Genomic DNA, 19615 nt, shown 5'->3' with positions numbered 1-19615 from the left:
GAACTGGAGTGATAGTTATGCGTGGTGTTTTCCGTGAAGACCACAACTTGTTCCGCGAGCAGGCGCGACGTTTCGTCGATCGCGAGATCGTGCCTCACCTGCATGAGTGGGAAAAGAACGGCATCGTGCCCAAGGAGATCTGGCTGAAGGCGGGCGAGACCGGGCTGCTGTGCTCCACCGTGCCGGAAGAATATGGCGGCTCCGGTGGCGATTTCGGCCACTCCGCTGTGATGATCGAAGAGTTGGCCAGGGCCAATGCGACTGCCGTGGGCTTCACCACTCACTCGGAGATAGTCGCACCCTACATCGTCGCCTATGGCAGCGAAGAGCAGAAGCAGAAGTGGCTGCCACGGATGGTCAGTGGCGAGCTGATTGGCGTGATAGCCATGAGCGAACCTGGCATCGGCAGCGACCTGCGCTCGATGCGCACTCTGGCACGCCGCGACGGTGGCGACTACATCGTTTCCGGACAGAAGACCTTCATCACCAATGGCGGTAATGCCGGACTGGTAGTCACCGCCACCAAGCTCGACCCGGCGGCCAAGGAACTGACGCTGATCTGTATCGAGGAAGAGCGCAAGGGCTTCTCCAAGGGGCGCTTGCTGGAGAAGATAGGCCTCAAGGGCCAGGATACCGCCGAGCTGTTCTTCGACGAGGTGCGGGTACCGGCTAGCAACCGCCTGGGTGAGGAGGGGCAGGGCTTCAAGTATCTGACCCACCAGTTGGCCTGGGAGCGTCTGATCATCGCCATCCGTGCGGCGCAGTCAATCCATACCCTACTGGAAGAAACCATCGAATACACCCGCGATCGTAAGGTATTTGGTAAGCCGGTACTGGATTTCCAGAACACCCGTTTCAAGCTAGCCGAGGCCAAGGCGCAGGCGACCATGTTGCGGGTTTTCGTCGACGACTGCCTAGCCAAGGTTATGCGTGGTGAACTACCGGCGGATGTCGCCGCCATGGCCAAGTTGCTCGGTTCGGAGATGCAGGGCAAGTTGCTCGACGAATTCCTTCAACTGCACGGTGGCTACGGCTTCATGAGCGAATACAAGGTCAGTCGCGCCTGGGTGGATGCACGAGTTGCACGCATCTATGGCGGCACCTCTGAAATCATGAAAGAAATCATTGGACGTACCCTGTAATCGGAAGGCTTCGAGCCAATGACTATTGCTGACACCGAGGCCTCCAAGTTGTCTATTTTTCGCCATGTATTGCTACTGCTGCTCGGTGTGCTTTGCCTGTCCAGCGCCCAGGCCCAAGACGAAGGAAATTATGCGGCGGAGGCTATGCAGGCTAATCGTCTGTTGGACCGAGCTGTTGCCTACTACCGGGAAAAGGGGGAGGCTGCTTTTGCTGCCTTCAGTCGTCAGGGAGAGTTCGTCGATGGCGAATTCTATGTTTATGTCGTCGACACTAGCGGCGTGATGTTGGCCAGCGGAGGGCCGTCGGCGAACCTGGTGGGGCGCAATATCGGTGGCGTGCTTGACGCTGAATTGAACAAGTCCTTCAAGGCGGCGTTGGCGTTGCCAGAGGATGGTGAAACCCATAGCGCCGATTACCACTGGGTGAACTGGGTTGATGGCAAGACCGAGCGCAAGCGAGTGTTTTTCAGGCGTGTTGGTGAGCGGATCTTCGCGGTCGGCTATTACATGCCTCGCTCCAGCAAGCAGGAGGCTATCCAACTGTTGGAGCGCGCGAGTGCCGCGATAGCAGTCAACCCCGCGAAGGTGATCGAGCAGGTCAACAGCCTGGACATGGAGTTTATCCGTGATGATCTGTATGTCTTCATCGTCGACCTGGATACTCTGAAGTTCAGCGCCCACGGTTACAACCTGCGCTTGGTTGGTACTGAATTCCGTGCTTTGCAGTCCGCCGACCAAAAGCGGATCGGTATACAGATGCTCGATGCGCTGAAGAAGGGTGGTGGATATGCAGAGGTGAGCTATCTGTGGCGCAACCCTGCGAGCAATCGCCTTGAGCAGAAGAGCACCCTGCTTCGCCAAGTAGGGCGATACGCTGTGGCGGTCGGTTACTACATACGCCCTGGGACCTGAAGGGCGTTGTGGTACGCGAAGCGGGGAGCCTGTGGAGCTTGTCTGGATGTGCGCTGGTTTCCAGTGACTCCTGGGTTCGTTAGGACGGATGACTCATGATCTATCTGTTCCCCATTCTAGCTTCGCTGATCTGGGCCGGTAGCACGGTAGTCAATCGACTGGCCGTCGGTGCTATCGAGCCGGCGGCCATTTCCTTCTATCGCTGGCTCCTGGCGTTCATCTTGCTCAGCCCCTGGTTGCTGCCCAGGGCCTGGAAGCAACGGCGGTTGATCCGCCGGCACTTCTGGCAGCTGTTTGCCCTCGGAGTGTTGGGCATGGCCCTGTATCAGTCGCTAGCCTACTTCGCCGCGCATACGGTTTCTGCCACCTCGATGGGCCTGATTCTCGGTACCATGCCGCTGCTGACCACGCTGCTGGCATTACCGTTGATGGGGGTGCGGCCGACGCCTTCTGTCTGGCTCGGTTGTCTGGTCTTATTCTGCGGGCTCGCCCTGCTTATCAGTGCCGGACAGCCGAGTCGGCTGTGGCGGGAAGGAATGGGCTTGGGCGAGTTCCTCATGCTCATGGCGTCGCTGTCCTATGCGGTCTACTGCCTGCTGCTCAAGCGCTGGCAATTACCGATAGCGACCTGGGAGTCACTCTATGTGCAGGTGTTCTGTGGCTTGATCGTGTTGCTACCAGCGTTCCTGCTGGCCCCTTCGGTGCAACTGACAGCGCACAACTTGCCGCTGGTGGTCTATGCCGGTCTGTTCGCGTCGGCGCTGGCGCCCGGGCTCTGGAACCATGCGCTTGGGGAGATCGGAGCGGAGAGGATTGCGGTGTTTATGAACCTTACGCCATTGTTCACCGGCTTGCTGGCAGTGGTGCTACTGGGTGAGGAACTGCATGGCTATCACGCTATTGGTGGTGGCCTGATTCTGTTTGGCATCGCTGTGGTACAGGGACTCGTACCGATGCCGCGCAGGGGGACCAGGACCGGTACGGGAGGGACGGGACCCAGGTGCTCCGACACCTGAGCCCGCTTGGGGATGATCAGCGGCTGACCTGGGGCTCCAGTTTGAGCAGGCGGATCGCGTTGCCACTGCGAATCTTCTCCCGGTCATCTCCGCTCAGGCCCAGGTTCTCGGTGAGGTCGCCATGGGCATAGGCTCCCCCGAAGTTAGTGCCGTAGACCAGCCGATCCACGCCGACGACCTCCACCACGCCACGGCGCAGGCCTAGCGCATGTACGTCGAGGTCGAAGTAGAAGTTGTCCAGGTAGTCCATCAACGGCCTGCGGTTGCGGGCATCCGGTGCCATGGCCTGGTTCAGTTCGCTGAGGCGGCCGAGCTGAAACACCGCCATACCGCCAGCATGGGTGATGTAGGCCTTGAGTTTAGGATACGCATCCAGCGCACCACCGCAGATCAGGTACCAGAAGAACAGCGTTTCATCGACGCAGTCACCAACGATCGAGGTGGTCTCGAACTTGTCGTCGGTGTGCTTCTCGCCCCAGTAGATGGACTGGTTGAAGCCGTGCACCATGATAGGCACATCCAACTGCTCGATTTTCTCCCAGACCGGAAACAGGCGTTCGTCATGGGTTTCGATACCATTGAAATTGGTACCGCCGACACAGACTCCCTTGGCGCCCAACTGCTGGACAGCGCGCTCGATCTCCCTTGTTGCTGCTTCCGGCTCGGCCAGGTTTGCATGGCACCAGAAGTCGAAATGCTGCGGATCCTGACGGCAATAGGCGGCCATTTCGTCATTGCATATGCGTGCGTATTCGGTCCCGAACTCACCTGCCCAGTACATGAATGCATGAGAGGGTACTGAAACTACCAGTTTGTCTACGCCGCGCTCGGCCATCAGGCGTCGGCGGCTTTCATGGGTCATGCGACCCAGTAGGTTGGCTTCGGCTTCCTCGTCGCTTCGCGCCTTGGACGGCTGCTTGGTGCCCAAGGAAAAGTGACCGACTGTAAAGCCTGTGGTCTTCATGAAGGGGCCCCAGAACTCATGGCGGTTCAGCATTCCCTTTGTCACGAGGTGGGCATGGATATCGATCAGCACGGTGTAGTCCTCAGGGTGGGTTGCAAGGCAGTGGCACGGATTTATAAAATCTTATTTGAACATAAATTAAAAATTTGTTCATATGCTTTCCAGGCAATCATCAAGCCGGCCTTCGACATTGGCTGGCCCAGGAATCCACCGAGCCCGGAGATCAACAATGAATAAGACTTGGTTCGTCACGGGGGCCACCCGTGGTCTCGGCGAGGCCATTGCCAGAGCAGCGCTGGAAGCAGGTGACAATGTTGTTGCGACAGGTCGCCATCTGACTCGTCTCGAACGGGTGTTCGAGCCCTTTGCTGAGCGTGTACTGGCTCTGCAATTGGATGTCACCGAGGCTGGCCAGGCGGCCGCCGTGGTTGAGGCAGCAGTACAACGTTTCGGGCGTATTGACGTTGTCGTGAATAATGCGGGATATGGCCAACTGGGTCCCTTCGAGGAGAACGACGCCGGAGCAGCAGAGCGGCAGTTTGCAACCAATGTCTTCGGCCTGTTCCATGTCTGCCGTGCAGTGCTGCCAACGTTGCGCCGACAGCGCAGTGGACACATCTTCAATGTTTCCTCCATTGCTGGTCTGACCGGTATGGCTGGTGCGGCGCTGTATTGTTCGGCGAAGTTCGCTGTGGAGGGGTTTTCCGAATCCCTTGCCCAAGAGGTCGCGCAATTCGGCATACGCGTAACTCTGATCGAGCCTGGCGCCTTTCGTACCGACTTTCTCGATGGCAGTTCGGCCGCTTTGGGTAGCAACAGCCTGGAGGACTATGCCGAGCTCAGTCGTCGTATCAAGGCGTCGTCGGCGGCTAACAATCACCAACAGAAGGGCGATCCCGCCAAGCTGGGTGTGATGCTTGTGAGGCTGGCCGGTGAAGAGCATCCGCCGCTGCGCTACCTGGCCGGTTCCGATGCCCTGCAAGTAATGACAGGAAAACTGGTGGCGTTGACTCGCGAAGTGGAGCAGTGGCGCGATTGGTCGGCACTCACCGACGGGAATTTCAGCTGAGGCCAGGGAGATCGTTGAGGGTGGGTTCGGCTCTGCCTGGAGCCGGACATTGCCATTGGGTCGAAGGCATCACAGGATTTGTGAAGGAACTTCTACTTGAATCGCGATAACAAGAAAGACAATCGGTTTCGGAGTTACCTGCTGATATTGATGCTGCTGGCTTGTTCCAGGGGAGAGGCTTTGGGGGCACAGGACCGACAGGCGTTGCACGGGATGCGCACTCTGGCGACCCGGGCGGCCGTCAATGCGCTGCTCTACTACAACCTCAACGGCACCCCCTATGAGGCAGAGAACATCGAAGTCTCCACCCGTGAACTGGAGCGCTTGCACGAAATGGCCACGCAAGTGGGGGATGCGTCTCTGATTGAGCAGGTCCGCCGGTTCGACAATGCGGTTGTCGAACTCAAGCACCTGCCACAAAGCATCGCTGACGCTCGCCAGGTTCAGGCAGCTTATACACGTTGGTTGCCCGCTGTCGTTGAGGGGTATTCCAACCTAGAAAGGTTACTGACCGAGCACTACGACGCTGCTCCTGATCCGGGGAAGATGCAAGACGAACTGCACGAGCTAAGTCAGAATATCGGGCAGATGTTGATCTCGTACCAACTGGCGTCCTTTCCGAACTTCGGCGGCGACCTCTGGATTCTCGACGATCAAGCACTCGCCTCGCTGGATAGCAGTATCGAACGGCACTTTGCTGAGCTATCCGCGCGCGGCCACGATCTGTCCACGACTCTGAACGCTCCACAGCGTGACTACCATTTCGTGCGTCCGCGCCTTCTGGAGCCGTCAAGGCACTGGGCGCCGAATGCGGTAGCGCTGTACCTGATGAAAGCGATGACCGCCCTTGATGATGAAGTACGGCGCTTGGGGACTAGGTCCAGATAATTCGCGCGTGTAGTTGCTTGGTCTCTTAGAAACCAGAAATTACCCTACCGGAGGACTGTAATGATGTTTACGCATTTGACTGTGGGCACCAATGACCTGGTAAAGGCGCACGCCTTCTACAATCTTGTTCTTCCCACACTGGGCTACGTCTGTTTGGCATCCATGGAAAATTCCGCAGTCTGGGGAGGAGCAGATTCTCGCTTCGTGGTCCTGAAGCCAACTGATGGCAATGTCGCAACAGTAGGTAACGGCGTAACGATAGGTTTCACCGCCCCCACCCGGGCTGCGGTGGATGAATTTCACAAGGTGGCTCTGCAGGCTGGAGGCGTCGATGCGGGGGCCCCCGGTCCGCGGAACTACGGCCCTCACGTATATTCCGCGTATGTACGTGATCTGGATGGCCACAAGATCGTTGCCACTTGTCTGAACCTCGAATGAGTCGGGCAGACGTAGAGTGCATCCATGTGCCGACGTCAGTCGAGGTGTCGCAAATTCTGGCGGATGCCCGGTTGAGCGCTTCTGCCTGGCTAGTCCGGCAAATAGCCTGGTGTTGGGGCGGCTGCTCTGTGTCGATGGCGTCACCGAAGTTCTGGAGCGGGGGGGGCACTGGTAAGCCCGAAGTGCTAGGTTGTCAGGTTCAATGGAGTCGCTGTTGAAGGTGCTGCGACTTTATTTAATGCAGCGGTTCGACAAACTGGTAATGGTTCAGGCATAGGCTGACGGGCCGGTTTTTTCCACGAGCTTTTGCTGTGACTTTGGAATGGCCTGTTTTCAGCGGTTGAAAAGAATGGTCATGACACTTGGTTTTGCCTCTAGGTGCGAGTACTTGGGGTGATTGTGGCTATGTCAAGTTTTTGAGTGTCGCTAGAGTAATTCTGGCCTGCCGCCAATAGACCTGCCAGGAAGAAACTATGGAAGAAGTCTAAGAGCGCGGCGGCTGTAGTTTTCTTCATGTCGATGGTGGGATTTTTGTAAGTGTTTTCCATGAGTAGAGCAATACAAGGTCCGACAATGCAGAGTACGAAGTACGGCAGGTCGGGAGCGGTTCTAGGAATGCCGCTAATCTGGCTAGAAATCTCCAGTAGTCTCGATATTTGAGCATCACCCTCTTTTTCAAAGAGCTTCTGAAGTCTCGAAGATGGCTGGAATAGTTCTCTTATAAGTATCTGGACATACCATATGTCTTTTGTTGTACTTATGTCGATCAGACGCTCTAAGGTGCGACGCAATTGTATCGATGCCGGGAGCTCTAGGTCAGAGGTAGGGCTCAGTTCTGGAAGGCGATCTATTCGCCTTTTAGCTTCGGAAATAACCTCCTCGTAAAGCTTTGCGCGACTGCCAAAATGGTAATTTATTGAGGCAGAGCTGGTGCCAGATTTCTCTGCAATTAATGCGCTTTTCACTCCTGCCAGACCGTACTTAGCAATAAGTCGACCGGCCTCCTCAATAATGTGCTCGCGAGTGGCAGCGCCGTCTGATCTTGATGAGGAATGACTGTTGGTCACGTGAGTCTCCGCTTTGATCTGCTTTGTGGCCTGATCCGCAACTGATGTGCAGTTAGTTAAGGCTATTACTTGCATTTCGCCGCTCAAACTCCATCGGACGGAGATTGCCCAATATCGAGTGGCGACGGAGGTGATTGTAAAGGTAGATGCAGTCGAGCAAGTCACTTTTCGCATTCTGGTTGCTGGTGTAGTGCGTCAGGTACAGCCGTTCTGCTTTCGGCGAGCGGAAGAAACGCTCCACCTCCGTATTGTCCCGGCAAGCCTCTGGTTGCGAGGGGCTGTGCAGGATGCGAATTTGCCGGGACCAAGGCTAAGTAGTCGTAGGTACAGCCGTACCAACCGTTCCTTCGCCGACTTCAACAACACCATGTGCCTGAGCCCGGCGCTGACCATCGACCGCGAACAGGCCGACCAGATCCTTTCGATCCTCGATGAGGCTCTGGCAGAGGAGGGGAAAGTTTTCTAATGAAGTCCCATGGGCAACGACGGGAAGCGGTGTCGATGGGCTTTGTCAGAGCGATTCCGGTGCTGTCCCTAACATGCCCCCTTGAAGTGAAAAATTCCAGCTCATAGTGACAAATGACGCAAATAGAGCAACGTGGTTACATCTTCACTTTCGCGGTTTCGACATAAAGAAAGTCGATCTCGAAGTAGTCAGATATACATATTTTTCACTCTAGATCACCAAAGTATCTGTGATTTTGCACATACTAACGATCAGGGTGTCTTGGAAGGCGTGGATGTTCCGCTGGGCGGCGGCGTTGGTTCTCCGGCAAGGGTTTTGGCGCTTCTTGATTTGTCAATCCCCCAAACGGCCTTCGCTACCTCTTCAATTTTTGCAACGAACTTGTCGACGTTGAAACCGGCGATGAATGCAAGGGCGAAGAAACCAATCTCGCTTGCGTCGGCCTTTGAGCTCGACTCCAGCACAAGGAGGCCAGCTTTGAGGAATAGAAAACTGACTGCCCCGGCAATAGTGCTGGTGATGGGGCGAATGAAATACCAGATGTGCCAGTCTGGGTCCCAACGCTTATGAACGCATTTGTTTAGGTATATCGCCCGGAAGCAATACAGCGCCCCGCCCACATAAGCGATAGCGCCACACATGAGCGGCACGCGCAATGGCGCGTAGGGGACTGGTAACCAACCTAATGCCATGGCACCTATCGAGTAGGTTGCGAAGATGAGCCAGCCCAATAGATAGAACAGGATCCCTAGGATCATCCATATGTGCTTGGCTGGAGCGTCCCCTGTTACGCCGTTATCACTCATTTTGCTGTGCCTCCCCTATAGGAATATGTTCCTCGATGCGAAGCATGACGATTTGCTGGGAGTCATTCACGGGGTCGCCCGCCTTGAGATTCAAGTTCAGGCGGCGATTGAGGTAGTAGAGCTGGGCTTTGCGGGCACGAAGCTTGGTTTCTCCATTTACCATTTGGTAGTCGTGCTCAATCGCTCGGCGCTTATTAGGGGGGTAAGTCGGATTGGGTCCGATGACTACGTCGATCAATGTTTCCCACTCTGCATCTCGTGGGATAGGTGAGGGGGGGGGGGAGGAGTTGATGACCTCTGTAATTCGCCCCAGTACAAAGTCCTTGAAAATGAGCGACCTGAAACAGAATGCTCGGACGTGCCACCGGAAGCCGTCGCTTGCAAACGACGTCGGGTAAATGGTTCGTAGTGTCGGCTCATCGAAGTGAGTCATTGAGCGATATCCCTGTGCCTTCACTCCTGTCACCTGTCGATGTGAGCGAGCAAATGCGTCGAAGTGCCCACAGAGGACTCCAATGCTGGCCTCGCCGCGAGGCTACCGAAGGAGATCGCCGGGTCGGTGTAGCGCATCGCTGATTTAATGTCCTTCCAGCCCACGTAGGTCATCAGCGCTTTGAGATCCCAGCCATTGGCCGTGGCCCAGGTGGCGAAGCCGCGGCTCAGCGAATGACTGGTGTACAGCTCAGCCGGGACACCGGCGCGCAACAATATCTGGCGTAGCAGGCTGATCAGGCTGCCGGGGTGCAGCGCCTTGTTGTTCAGGTGCCCCCAGCGATCCAGGCGGCGAAACACGGCCCCGCGCGCCATGCCGGCGAACTTCGAGGTTCTTGGCATCCATCTGGTGACTCCTTTCCTGCGGCAGTCTGAGTCTAGCGTTCAGTCTCGTACGCAGCCTGTCTGCGATGTGCCGGGAGTGGCTTTATACACATAGGCCACGCCCGCTTAGATTTTTCGGTGTGTGGCGGACGCTTGCGTTTGGCGGGCATCATCAAAAAAAGGCCGGTGTGCATAGCAGCACTCCGGCCCTTTCGACTGCTCCTCTTCACCGCCATCCTTAACGGCTCCAAGGTTCTTGCTTGTTACACTCCGCACTCATTTGGTGCGTTTATTCCACTTTGAAGTGAATAAATTCCAATTCTTAGTGAAAAATGACGACTACTTCCGTCAGTCCCAGCTCAGCGCGCCGCCGGTCTGGTACTCGATCACGCGGGTCTCGAAGAAGTTTTTCTCTTTCTTCAGGTCCATGATTTCGCTCATCCACGGGAAGGGGTTGCTGGTGCCCGGGTATTCTTCCTTCAGGCCGATCTGGGTCAGGCGGCGGTTGGCGATGAATTTGAGGTAGTCCTCCATCATCGCCGCGTTCATGCCCAGGACGCCGCGCGGCATGGTGTCGCGTGCGTATTCGATTTCCAGCTGGGTGCCCTGCAGGATCATCTGCGTGGCTTCGTCCTTCATCTGGGCATCCCACAGGTGCGGGTTCTCGATCTTGATCTGGTTGATCACGTCGATGCCGAAGTTCAGGTGCATGGATTCGTCGCGCAGGATGTACTGGAACTGCTCGGCGGTGCCGGTCATCTTGTTGCGGCGGCCCATGGAGAGGATCTGGGTGAAGCCGCAGTAGAAGAAGATGCCTTCCAGCACGCAGTAGTAGGCGATCAGGTTGCGCAGGAACTGGCGGTCGGTTTCCGGGGTGCCGGTCTGGAACTGCGGGTCGGAGATCGAGCGGGTGTACTTCAGGCCCCAGGACGCTTTCTTCGCGACGCTCGGGATCTCGTGGTACATGTTGAAGATCTCGCCCTCGTCCATGCCCAGCGACTCGATGCAGTACTGGTAGGCGTGGGTGTGGATCGCCTCTTCGAAGGCCTGGCGCAGGATGTACTGGCGGCATTCGGGGTTGGTGATCAGGCGGTACACCGCCAGCACCAGGTTGTTCGCCACCAGGGAGTCGGCGGTGGAGAAGAAGCCGAGGTTGCGCATGACGATGCGGCGCTCGTCTTCGCTCAGGCCGTCCTTGCTCTTCCACAGGGCAATGTCGGCGTTCATGTTCACTTCCTGCGGCATCCAGTGGTTGGCGCAACCATCCAGATACTTCTGCCAGGCCCAGTCGTACTTGAAGGGGACGAGCTGGTTGAGGTCGGCGCGGGCGTTGATCATCTGCTTGTCGCCGACCTGTACGCGGGCGGCGGAGCCTTCCAGGTCGTCCAGGCCTTCCTGGATGTCCAGGGCGTCCAGGGCCTGCTTGGCGCGGGCGACCGCGTCGGAGTCGCTGGCGGAGACGGCGCGGGCTTCTTCCACGGAGCCGGCGGCTTCGTCATCGAGCTTGTCGGCGGCCTGGGCGGCGGCCTTGGCCACGGCCGGGGCGGCCTTGGCTTCGGTGGGGTCTTCCTTGTCGAATTCGTCCCAGCTGAGCATTGGGGGCTCCTTTCAGTCGCAGCTACAAGCGGCAAGCCTGAAGCTGCAAAGAGGTTTGGTGTTGCCGGTGAAGCCAGGGCACACCTGGCTTCACCGTCGTCGAGCACGTCAAGGCAACTGCGGACGGCCTGCGGCCTGTCGCCTGCAGCTTGCCGCTGCTCTTATTGGCAGGCTTCGCAGTCCGGGTTGTCGATGCTGCAGGCCTTGGGCACCGGGGCCGGCTGCGGGGCAGCGGCCGGGGCGGCTTGCAGGCCTTCGTCGATCACCGAGCTCACGGCGTTCAGCTTGCCGGTGTTGATGGTGGACTTCTCGGTGCTGGTGGCGGCCAGGGCACGGAGGTAGTAGGTAGTCTTCAGGCCGCGGTACCAGGCCATGCGGTAGGTCACGTCGAGCTTCTTGCCCGAGGCGCCGGCGATGTACAGGTTCAGCGACTGGGCCTGGTCGATCCACTTCTGGCGGCGGCTGGCGGCGTCGACGATCCACTTGGTCTCGACTTCGAAGGCGGTGGCGTACAGGTCTTTCAGGTCCTGCGGGATGCGCTCGATCTGCTGCACGGAGCCGTCGTAGTACTTCAGGTCGTTGACCATGACCGGGTCCCACAGGCCGCGGGCTTTCAGGTCGCGTACCAGGTAGGGGTTGATCACGGTGAACTCGCCGGAGAGGTTCGACTTCACGTAGAGGTTCTGGTAGGTCGGCTCGATGGACTGCGACACGCCGGTGATGTTGGCGATGGTCGCGGTCGGCGCGATGGCCATGATGTTCGAGTTGCGGATGCCTTTCTGTACGCGAGCGCGCACCGGGGCCCAGTCCAGGGACTCGGTCAGGTCGACGTCGATGTACTTCTGGCCACGGGCCTCGATGAGGATCTGCTGGGAGTCCAGCGGCAGGATGCCCTTGGACCACAGCGAGCCGTCGAAGGTCTCGTAGGCGCCGCGCTCATCCGCCAGGTCGCAGGAAGCCTGGATGGCGAAGTAGCTCACCGCTTCCATGGACTTGTCGGCGAACTCGATGGCCGCGTCGGAGCCGTAGGCGATGTGCTGCAGGTACAGGGCGTCCTGGAAGCCCATGATGCCCAGGCCCACCGGACGGTGCTTGAGGTTGGAGTTCTTCGCCTGCGGAACCGAGTAGTAGTTGATGTCGATGACGTTATCGAGCATGCGTACCGCGGTCTTGACGGTTTTCTCCAGCTTGGCGGTGTCCAGCTTGCCATCGACGATGTGGTTGACCAGGTTCACCGAACCCAGGTTGCACACCGCGATCTCGTCCTTGTTGGTGTTCAGGGTGATCTCGGTGCACAGGTTCGAGCTGTGGACCACGCCCACGTGCTGCTGCGGGCTGCGCAGGTTGCACGGGTCCTTGAAGGTCAGCCACGGGTGGCCGGTCTCGAACAGCATCGAGAGCATCTTGCGCCACAGGTCTTTGGCCTGGATGGTCTTGAACAGCTTGATCTTGCCGTACTGGGTCAGGGCTTCGTAGTACTCGTAGCGCTCTTCGAAGGCCTTGCCGGTGAGGTCGTGCAGGTCCGGCACTTCCGAGGGCGAGAACAGGGTCCACTGGCCGTCGTCGAACACGCGCTTCATGAACAGGTCGGGAATCCAGTTCGCGGTGTTCATGTCGTGGGTGCGGCGGCGGTCGTCACCGGTGTTCTTGCGCAGCTCGATGAACTCTTCGATGTCCATGTGCCAGGTTTCGAGGTACGCGCAGACGGCGCCCTTGCGCTTGCCACCCTGGTTCACGGCCACGGCGGTGTCGTTCACCACCTTCAGGAAGGGCACGACGCCCTGGGACTTGCCGTTGGTGCCCTTGATGTAGGAGCCCAGCGCGCGCACCGGAGTCCAGTCGTTGCCCAGGCCACCGGCGAATTTCGACAGCATGGCGTTGTCGTGGATGGCGCTGTAGATGCCCGACAGGTCGTCCGGCACGGTGGTCAGGTAGCAGGACGACAGCTGCGGACGCAGGGTGCCGGCGTTGAACAGGGTCGGGGTCGAGCTCATGTAGTCGAAGGACGACAGCAGGTTGTAGAACTCGATGGCGCGGTCTTCTTTGTGCTTCTCTTCCACCGCCAGGCCCATGGCCACGCGCATGAAGAAGACTTGCGGCAGTTCGAAGCGGATGCCGTCCTTGTGGATGAAGTAGCGGTCGTACAGGGTCTGCAGGCCGAGGTAGGTGAACTGCTGGTCGCGCTCGTGGTTGATGGCCTTGCCCAGTTTCTCCAGGTCGAAGGTCTTCAGCTGCGGGTCGAGCAGTTCGAACTCGACGCCTTTCTCCACGTAGGCCGGCAGGGCGCTGGCGTAGAGGTCGGCCATTTCGTGGTGGGTGGCGCTGTCGGCCACGCCGAGGAAGCCCAGCGCTTCGGCGCGCAGGGTGTCCATCAGCAGGCGGGCGGTGACGTAGGAGTAGTTCGGCTCGCGTTCCACCAGGGTACGGGCGGTCATCACCAGGGCGGTGTTGACGTCCTTCTCGGCCACGCCGTCGTACAGGTTCTTCAGGGTCTCGCGCTCGATCAGGCCGCCGTCGACTTCGGCCAGGCCTTCGCAGGCCTCGCGGATGATGGTCTGCAGGCGGCCCATGTCCAGCGGCTGGGTGCTGCCGTCGGCCTTGGTGATGCGGATGCTCGGGTGCGGCTGGGCGACCTCGCCGGCGCTGCTGGCGTTCTTGCGCTCGTTGGCGCGGGCTTCGCGGTAGATCACGTAGTCGCGGGCGACTTTCTGTTCGCCGGCGCGCATCAGGGCCAGTTCGACCTGGTCCTGGATCTCTTCGATGTGGATGGTGCCACCGGACGGCATGCGGCGCTTGAAGGTCGCGGTGACCTGCTCGGTCAGGCGCGCGACGGTTTCATGGATGCGCGACGAGGCGGCAGCGGTGCCGCCTTCCACGGCGAGGAACGCCTTGGTGATGGCTACGGTGATCTTGTCATCGGTGTAGGGGACTACGGTGCCGTTGCGCTTGATCACGCGCAGCTGGCCGGGCGCGGTGGCGGCCAGATCCTGGGCGGATTCGGCAGCCTGCGGCGCTGCGGCCTGCGGGTTCTCGCGAGTGGTGTCGATTTGCATGGGTGGGTGTCTCCACATTCTCTTAGTGGGTTCTGTCACTGGCGCCAGGGGCGCCGCTCCGGAAAAACAGCAATAAAGAGCGTGTGCGTCCGGCGGGGCCGGCCGCATGAAAACTTGCGTAACAGGGGAAGGGGACTCAAGCGCCTCCCTGGCCCAAGTCGGGTGTCCGGCTTTACGGGCCGGAACCACAATACCTAGTGGTGTTGACCGATCGGTTGCAACACCCGTACCGCATGGCCATCGACATCGATCACTCCTTTGCGGCCTACGCCGCGTCGGACTTCCGTACGCCTGGATGCAGCTGCTGGGGGAACCGGAGGAGCCGTGGAAAAGGCTCGCGACCTCGTGCTTCTTCTTGTGTCCGGTTCCAGGTTGCGGACCCAACATGTAGGGGTTATCCGCAACGGGGATACAAGATAATGCGCTATGGGAGGCTTTGCAAGGCGGGAGGCTGGGGGAAACCTGTGGATAAATTGTGGGTGGCGTGTGCGTGATCGCGTATGGATCGCGCCAGGCCGCACCGCTGCTGATTTTCACCGTTCGTCATGAGCGACTGACAGATTCAGGAGTTGGCCTGAGGCTGTCAGGGTGTGAACCCTACCACAATATCTTGTGGTCCTGCCCCGTCGCGTTCCGCCCGTGCCATGGCGCGGCTTCCTGGCTACAATGCGGCACGTCCGTACGCGCCGCGCGGCGCCCTGGCGCCTGCCTCGCGGCGGTGCGCGGCGGACCCGTTCAGGTGCATTGGGAGGCGGTGTGGAGCAAGAGGCGCGAATCCTCATTGTCGAGGACGACCAGCGGTTGGCCGAGCTGACCCAGGATTATCTGGAAAGCAACGGCCTGAAGGTGAGCGTCGAGGCCGACGGCGCCCGCGCGGTGGACCGCGTGCTGGCGGAACGGCCGGACCTGGTGGTGCTGGACCTGATGCTGCCCGGCGAGGACGGCCTGTCGATCTGCCGGCGCCTGCGCCCGGACTACGACGGCCCGATCCTGATGCTCACCGCGCGCACCGACGACATGGACCAGATCCAGGGCCTGGAGATGGGCGCCGACGACTACGTGTGCAAGCCGGTGCGCCCGCGCCTGCTGCTGGCGCGCATCCGCGCCCTGCTGCGGCGCAGCGAGGGGCCGGAGGAGGCGCCGGCGGTGGGCAGCAAGCGCCTGACCTTCGGCAAGCTGGTGATCGACAACGCCATGCGCGAGGCCTGGCTGGACGACCAGACCATCGAGCTGACCAGCGCCGAGTTCGACCTGCTCTGGCTGCTGGCCGCCAACACCGGGCGCATCCTCTCCCGCGAGGAGATCTTCAATTCCCTGCGCGGCATCGAGTACGACGGCCAGGACCGTTCCATCGACGTGCGCATCTCGCGCATCCGCCCGAAGATCGGCGACGACCCCATGCACCCGCGGCTGATCAAGACGGTGCGCAGCAAGGGCTACCTGTTCGTTGGCGAGCAGTAGGGGCAACGTTCTCGCCAGCCTCCGTGTTCACGTAGGATGGCGTGGAGCGCAGCGATACCCATCGATGGGAATCGCTTCGCTCATCCCATCCTGCGTGTTGCATCCATACTTCCCGGCGCCATCCCCGCGCCTCCACGCCGGCCGCTGAACCCGGCACAGGGCTTCGCCGATGAAATCCATCTTCCTGCGCATCTACGGCGGCATGCTGCTGACCCTGGTGCTGGTCGCCGCCCTCGGCGTGCTGACCCTGCACCTGGTCAACGAGGTGCGCGGCGACCGCTACCGCGAGGAACTGGCCCGCGGCACCTTCCGCCTGATGGCCGACGAGATGGCGCCCATGGAGGAGGTGGACCGCAAGCGCGCGCTGCTGCAGTGGAGCCGCCTGATGGGCATCCCGCTGAGCCTGCAGAAGCTCGACGCGCTGGGCATGGACGGCCGCGACCGCGCGCGGCTGATGAACGACCAGGTGCTGGTGGAGGCCTTCGGCCCGCACCAGGTGAATATCTACACCCAGGTCAGCCTGCAGGAAGGGCTGGTGCTCACCGGCGAGGTGGAGCAGGTCAGCGAGCAGCTGGCGCGGGCCACCATCTATATGCTGATGGACGAGCTGCGCCGCTTCCCTGCCAGCGAGCAGCCTTACCACCTGGCGCGCATCGTGCGCGACAAGCGCTTCGGCTTCGACGTGCACCTGCTGCGCCTGAAGGAGATCGACCTGGACGACGACCAGAGCCGCCGGGTGGAGGAGGGCGACACGGTGCTGGCGCTGGGCAAGAACGGCGACTCCATCCGCGTGGTGGCCGGCATCGTCGACACGCCCTGGGTGCTGGAGCTGGGGCCGATCTACCAGATGAACCCCTACCCGCCGGAGCTGCTGCTGCTGATCGCTGCCGTCGGCCTGTCGCTGATCGGCCTCACCCTGTACCTGCTGGTCAGCCGCCTGGAGCAGCGCCTGCGCGGCCTGGAGTCGGCCGCCTCGCGCATCGCCCGCGGCAGCCTGGAGACCCGCGTGGAGGAGCGTGGCAGCGACTCGGTGGGGCGCCTGGCCGGCACCTTCAACCACATGGCCGAGCAGATCCAGCGCCTGGTCAGCGTGCAGCGCGAACTGGTCCGCGCGGTGTCCCACGAGCTGCGCACGCCGGTGGCGCGGCTGCGCTTCGGCCTGGAGATGATCGAGTCCGCCGAGGACGACAAGGCCCGGCGCAAGTACATCGAGGGCATGGACGGCGACATCCAGGACCTCGACCAGATGGTGGACGAGATGCTCACCTACGCGCGCCTGGAGCAGGGCTCGCCGGCGCTGAGCTACCAGGCGGTGGAGTTGGGCGCGCTGGTGCGCCAGGTGGTGGCGGAGATCGCCCCGCTGCGCCGCGAGGTGCAGGTGAGCTGCGAGGCGGGCGCGCTGGTGCCCTTCGACCAGGGCAGTTGGATCGAGGCCGAGCCGCGCTACCTGCACCGCGCCCTGCAGAACCTGCTGAGCAACGCCATCCGCTACGCCGAGACGCGGGTGCGGGTGAGCTACCGCGTCAGCCTGGACCGCTGCCAGGTGGACGTCGAGGACGACGGCCCGGGCGTGCCCGAGGACCGCTGGGAGCGCCTGTTCACGCCGTTCTTCCGCGTCGACGACAGCCGCACGCGGGTCACCGGCGGGCATGGCCTGGGGCTGTCCATCGTGCGGCGGATCATCCGCTGGCACGGCGGCCGGGTGTCCATCGCCCACAGCCAGGGCCTGGGCGGCGCCTGCTTCACCCTGACCTGGCCGCGGCGCCAGGCGCCCAGGGAATAGGCCGGCCGGCGGCCCGGCGCGTGGCTCCGGTTGATACTTTGCGAAAATACATTATATATTTTTGTATATTGTTTTCCTGGAAGCCCTGCCCATGAGCATCGACTGGAATGCCTTCACCCCCTGGAGCGCCCTGGCCGGCGGCGCGGTGATCGGCCTGGCCGCCGGCCTGTTCGCCCTGCTCAACGGCCGCGTGGCCGGCATCAGCGGGCTGCTTGGCGGCCTGCTGGCCAGGGGCGGCGCCGGCGGCGAGCGCCTGGCCTTCCTCCTCGGGCTGTTGCTGGCGCCGCTGCTGTGGCTGGCCTTCGGGCCGCTGCCGACGCTGCACTTCGACAGCGCCTGGCCGGCGCTGCTGCTGGCCGGGCTGCTGGTGGGGCTGGGCAGCCGCTACGGCGCCGGCTGCACCAGTGGCCATGGCGTGTGCGGCCTGGCGCGGTTGTCGCCGCGGTCGCTGGTGGCCACGCTGTGCTTCATGGCCAGCGGTTTCGCCAGCGTCTTCTGCATCCGCCACCTGCTGGGAGCCTGAACATGGCCCGACTGAGCGCCTTCCTCTGCGGCCTGCTGTTCGGCCTGGGCCTGCTGCTGGCGGGCATGGCCGACCCGGCCAAGGTGCTGGCCTTCCTCGACCTGGCCGGGGCCTGGGACCCGTCCCTGGCCCTGGTGATGGTCGGCGCCATCGCCACCGCCCTGCCGTTCTTCGGCCTGGCCCGGGGCAAGGCCCACGGCCTGCTCGGCGGCGCCATGCAGCTGCCGGCGCGGCGCGACCTGGACCGCCGCCTGGTGTTGGGCAGCCTGCTGTTCGGCGTCGGCTGGGGGATCGCCGGCATCTGCCCGGGGCCGGCGCTGGTCGGCCTGGGCGCCGGCCACTGGCAGGCGGCGCTGTTCGTGGTGGGGATGCTGGCCGGCATGGGGCTGTTCGAATGGCGCCAGCGGCGCGAGGGTGGCGGGGCATGAGGCCGCGGCTTCTTGGACGCGCGGCGGCCCGCCGCCTACGCTACCCGGGAATTCCCCGGCAAACCGAGGCTCCATGTCCGACCTGAACGACCCCCGCGTCTTCTTCGCCGCCGAGCGCACCCTGCTGGCCTGGAACCGTACCGCCCTGGCGCTGATCGCCTTCGGCTTCGTGGTGGAGCGCACCGGCCTGCTGCTACGCCTGATGCACGCCGGCCTCGAGACCGCGGCGGCGCAGCGCATGTCGTTCTGGGTGGGGCTGGGGTTCATCGCGCTCGGCTGCGTGGCCGCCTGCAGCTCGGCGCTGCAGTACCGCCAGGTGGTGCGCGGGCTCAAGCCGGTGGAGATTCCCGAGGGCTACCGGGTCAACGCCGGGCCCTGGCTCAACCTGGCGGTGGCCGGCCTGGGCCTGCTGCTGACGCTGTACCTGGCGTTGTAGCACCACGTAAAAGTTGACCTTGAAGTCAATAAGTGCAGAATGCTGGCGTGCTCCCCGGCACGGACGCCCCCGGCCACGCTGATGGCGTTGCCCTTAATGGGTATTGCAGTGCCGCGGGTGCCGTTATGTAATTTTTGATATAACGAATCTCCAGCAGCGGGCCCCGGCCTCGACCGGGGCCCGCCAGCGACGTGCCGTGGCATCCATCAGGAAGGAACACCGAGAATCACATGGGAAGCCTTGATCACCGCCGTGGCCTTGACGCCGGCCGCCAGCCCCAGCTCGGCGACGGCGTCGCGGGTGACCACCGCCACCACTTCGCTGCCGCCGCCCAGGTCCAGCACCACCTCGGCGTTCACCGCGCCATCGGCCACCGACTTCACCGTGCCGGCCAGGCAGTTGCGCGCCGACAGGCGGATGCCCTCGGCGTCGGTCATCAGCATCACCCAGGGCGCCTTGACCAGCGCCACCACGTCCTTGCCCTGGGCCAGGCCGAGGCTCTTCACGCTTTCCTCGGTGACGATGGCCACCAGGTCGTTGCCGCCGGGCAGTTGCACCACCACCTCGGCATTCACCGCGCCGTTGCGCAGTTGCTTGACCTTGCCGCGGAACACATTGCGCGCGCTGACTTTCATGTCTTTCACTCCTTGGTTCCAGTGAGGTCAGGAAGGTATAGCAGAGCCGGCGCGCCCTTCGAAGCAGAACAACAGCCAACCACTGGAGCATATCGATGAAACACGCATTCGCCCGC

The 19615-nt window shown here is 61.4% G+C and carries 20 protein-coding genes; 11 read left to right on the top strand and 9 right to left on the bottom strand.

The window, feature by feature from the left end:
• Window positions 1–17: 17 nt before the first annotated feature.
• From DK254_RS01065 to DK254_RS01055, 3 genes are all read left to right on the top strand, one after another.
• Window positions 18–1142, top strand: a complete 1125-nt coding sequence (locus tag DK254_RS01065) for an acyl-CoA dehydrogenase family protein (RefSeq protein ID WP_058490376.1) — start codon at window positions 18–20, stop codon at window positions 1140–1142.
• Window positions 1143–1160: 18 nt separating this feature from the next.
• Window positions 1161–2054 carry a cache domain-containing protein gene (locus DK254_RS01060; RefSeq protein ID WP_058490375.1) on the top strand — a complete coding sequence of 298 codons (894 nt, stop codon included), beginning with the start codon at window positions 1161–1163 and terminating at the stop codon, window positions 2052–2054.
• A 95-nt stretch (window positions 2055–2149) separates the two neighbouring features.
• Window positions 2150–3070, top strand: a complete 921-nt coding sequence (locus DK254_RS01055) for a DMT family transporter (protein ID WP_058490374.1) — start codon at window positions 2150–2152, stop codon at window positions 3068–3070.
• A gap of 16 nt (window positions 3071–3086) precedes the next feature.
• On the opposite strand, the gene DK254_RS01050 is transcribed toward DK254_RS01055, so the two are convergent.
• Window positions 3087–4106 (bottom strand): amidohydrolase family protein, encoded by a 1020-nt coding sequence (locus DK254_RS01050; RefSeq protein WP_058490373.1) that lies wholly within the window; start codon window positions 4104–4106, stop codon window positions 3087–3089.
• Window positions 4107–4263: 157 nt separating this feature from the next.
• On the opposite strand from DK254_RS01050, the gene DK254_RS01045 reads away from it, so the two are divergent.
• From DK254_RS01045 to DK254_RS01035, 3 genes are all read left to right on the top strand, one after another.
• The gene (locus DK254_RS01045; RefSeq protein WP_058490372.1) at window positions 4264–5103 is read left to right on the top strand and encodes an oxidoreductase; all 840 of its coding nucleotides are present in this window, start codon (window positions 4264–4266) and stop codon (window positions 5101–5103) included.
• A gap of 96 nt (window positions 5104–5199) precedes the next feature.
• Complete coding sequence (locus tag DK254_RS01040) at window positions 5200–5991, top strand: hypothetical protein (RefSeq protein ID WP_058490371.1); 792 nt, start codon at window positions 5200–5202, stop codon at window positions 5989–5991.
• Between the two features lie 60 nt (window positions 5992–6051).
• Complete coding sequence (locus tag DK254_RS01035) at window positions 6052–6429, top strand: VOC family protein (RefSeq protein WP_082816375.1); 378 nt, start codon at window positions 6052–6054, stop codon at window positions 6427–6429.
• Window positions 6430–6803: 374 nt separating this feature from the next.
• On the opposite strand, the gene DK254_RS01030 is transcribed toward DK254_RS01035, so the two are convergent.
• From DK254_RS01030 to DK254_RS01000, 7 genes are all read right to left on the bottom strand, one after another.
• Window positions 6804–7496, bottom strand: coding sequence for a TetR/AcrR family transcriptional regulator (locus DK254_RS01030; RefSeq protein ID WP_158546391.1), 693 nt, complete (start codon window positions 7494–7496; stop codon window positions 6804–6806).
• Between the two features lie 52 nt (window positions 7497–7548).
• Window positions 7549–7782 (bottom strand): integrase core domain-containing protein, encoded by a 234-nt coding sequence (locus tag DK254_RS35115; protein WP_225617206.1) that lies wholly within the window; start codon window positions 7780–7782, stop codon window positions 7549–7551.
• A 431-nt stretch (window positions 7783–8213) separates the two neighbouring features.
• Window positions 8214–8768 carry a hypothetical protein gene (locus DK254_RS01020; RefSeq protein WP_225617171.1) on the bottom strand — a complete coding sequence of 185 codons (555 nt, stop codon included), beginning with the start codon at window positions 8766–8768 and terminating at the stop codon, window positions 8214–8216.
• The gene (locus DK254_RS01015; protein WP_256595773.1) at window positions 8761–9201 is read right to left on the bottom strand and encodes a hypothetical protein; all 441 of its coding nucleotides are present in this window, start codon (window positions 9199–9201) and stop codon (window positions 8761–8763) included. The genes DK254_RS01020 and DK254_RS01015 overlap by 8 nt, the downstream gene beginning before the upstream one ends.
• A gap of 29 nt (window positions 9202–9230) precedes the next feature.
• The gene (locus tag DK254_RS01010; protein WP_042929798.1) at window positions 9231–9602 is read right to left on the bottom strand and encodes a tyrosine-type recombinase/integrase; all 372 of its coding nucleotides are present in this window, start codon (window positions 9600–9602) and stop codon (window positions 9231–9233) included.
• 330 nt (window positions 9603–9932) lie between these two features.
• Complete coding sequence (locus tag DK254_RS01005) at window positions 9933–11180, bottom strand: ribonucleotide-diphosphate reductase subunit beta (protein ID WP_089394612.1); 1248 nt, start codon at window positions 11178–11180, stop codon at window positions 9933–9935.
• A gap of 161 nt (window positions 11181–11341) precedes the next feature.
• On the bottom strand, window positions 11342–14233 hold the full coding sequence (locus tag DK254_RS01000; protein ID WP_109931686.1) for a ribonucleoside-diphosphate reductase subunit alpha: 2892 nt from the start codon (window positions 14231–14233) through the stop codon (window positions 11342–11344).
• Window positions 14234–14989: 756 nt separating this feature from the next.
• On the opposite strand from DK254_RS01000, the gene DK254_RS00995 reads away from it, so the two are divergent.
• From DK254_RS00995 to DK254_RS00975, 5 genes are all read left to right on the top strand, one after another.
• Window positions 14990–15694 (top strand): response regulator, encoded by a 705-nt coding sequence (locus tag DK254_RS00995; RefSeq protein WP_109931684.1) that lies wholly within the window; start codon window positions 14990–14992, stop codon window positions 15692–15694.
• Window positions 15695–15863: 169 nt separating this feature from the next.
• Window positions 15864–17477 carry an ATP-binding protein gene (locus DK254_RS00990; RefSeq protein ID WP_109931682.1) on the top strand — a complete coding sequence of 538 codons (1614 nt, stop codon included), beginning with the start codon at window positions 15864–15866 and terminating at the stop codon, window positions 17475–17477.
• 91 nt (window positions 17478–17568) lie between these two features.
• Window positions 17569–18000 carry a YeeE/YedE family protein gene (locus tag DK254_RS00985; RefSeq protein WP_109931680.1) on the top strand — a complete coding sequence of 144 codons (432 nt, stop codon included), beginning with the start codon at window positions 17569–17571 and terminating at the stop codon, window positions 17998–18000.
• Between the two features lie 2 nt (window positions 18001–18002).
• Window positions 18003–18428, top strand: a complete 426-nt coding sequence (locus tag DK254_RS00980) for a DUF6691 family protein (RefSeq protein WP_109931678.1) — start codon at window positions 18003–18005, stop codon at window positions 18426–18428.
• 73 nt (window positions 18429–18501) lie between these two features.
• A complete protein-coding gene (locus DK254_RS00975; protein ID WP_089394618.1) occupies window positions 18502–18864 on the top strand; it encodes a YidH family protein in 363 nt (120 codons plus the stop codon).
• 206 nt (window positions 18865–19070) lie between these two features.
• Here the strand turns inward: DK254_RS00975 and DK254_RS00970 are convergent, their stop codons facing one another.
• On the bottom strand, window positions 19071–19499 hold the full coding sequence (locus DK254_RS00970; RefSeq protein ID WP_043317216.1) for a molybdopterin-binding protein: 429 nt from the start codon (window positions 19497–19499) through the stop codon (window positions 19071–19073).
• Window positions 19500–19615 lie beyond the last annotated feature (116 nt).

Origin of the sequence: Pseudomonas sp. RW407 (assembly GCF_003176655.1) — a bacterium.
Lineage (GTDB): Bacteria > Pseudomonadota > Gammaproteobacteria > Pseudomonadales > Pseudomonadaceae > Pseudomonas > Pseudomonas delhiensis.
This window is presented reverse-complemented; position numbering and strand designations above follow the sequence as displayed.

Excerpts from the sequence above, each read along its gene's own strand:
- DK254_RS01065 (WP_058490376.1), top strand. The coding sequence starts at position 18 with ATGCGTGGTGTTTTCCGTGAAGACCACAACTTGTTCCGCGAGCAGGCG.
- DK254_RS01060 (WP_058490375.1), top strand. The coding sequence starts at position 1,161 with ATGACTATTGCTGACACCGAGGCCTCCAAGTTGTCTATTTTTCGCCAT.
- DK254_RS01055 (WP_058490374.1), top strand. The coding sequence starts at position 2,150 with ATGATCTATCTGTTCCCCATTCTAGCTTCGCTGATCTGGGCCGGTAGC.
- DK254_RS01045 (WP_058490372.1), top strand. The coding sequence starts at position 4,264 with ATGAATAAGACTTGGTTCGTCACGGGGGCCACCCGTGGTCTCGGCGAG.
- DK254_RS01035 (WP_082816375.1), top strand. The coding sequence starts at position 6,052 with ATGATGTTTACGCATTTGACTGTGGGCACCAATGACCTGGTAAAGGCG.
- DK254_RS01020 (WP_225617171.1), bottom strand. The coding sequence starts at position 8,768 with ATGAGTGATAACGGCGTAACAGGGGACGCTCCAGCCAAGCACATATGG.
- DK254_RS01015 (WP_256595773.1), bottom strand. The coding sequence starts at position 9,201 with ATGACTCACTTCGATGAGCCGACACTACGAACCATTTACCCGACGTCG.
- DK254_RS01010 (WP_042929798.1), bottom strand. The coding sequence starts at position 9,602 with ATGCCAAGAACCTCGAAGTTCGCCGGCATGGCGCGCGGGGCCGTGTTT.
- DK254_RS01005 (WP_089394612.1), bottom strand. The coding sequence starts at position 11,180 with ATGCTCAGCTGGGACGAATTCGACAAGGAAGACCCCACCGAAGCCAAG.
- DK254_RS01000 (WP_109931686.1), bottom strand. The coding sequence starts at position 14,233 with ATGCAAATCGACACCACTCGCGAGAACCCGCAGGCCGCAGCGCCGCAG.
- DK254_RS00990 (WP_109931682.1), top strand. The coding sequence starts at position 15,864 with ATGAAATCCATCTTCCTGCGCATCTACGGCGGCATGCTGCTGACCCTG.
- DK254_RS00985 (WP_109931680.1), top strand. The coding sequence starts at position 17,569 with ATGAGCATCGACTGGAATGCCTTCACCCCCTGGAGCGCCCTGGCCGGC.
- DK254_RS00980 (WP_109931678.1), top strand. The coding sequence starts at position 18,003 with ATGGCCCGACTGAGCGCCTTCCTCTGCGGCCTGCTGTTCGGCCTGGGC.
- DK254_RS00975 (WP_089394618.1), top strand. The coding sequence starts at position 18,502 with ATGTCCGACCTGAACGACCCCCGCGTCTTCTTCGCCGCCGAGCGCACC.
- DK254_RS00970 (WP_043317216.1), bottom strand. The coding sequence starts at position 19,499 with ATGAAAGTCAGCGCGCGCAATGTGTTCCGCGGCAAGGTCAAGCAACTG.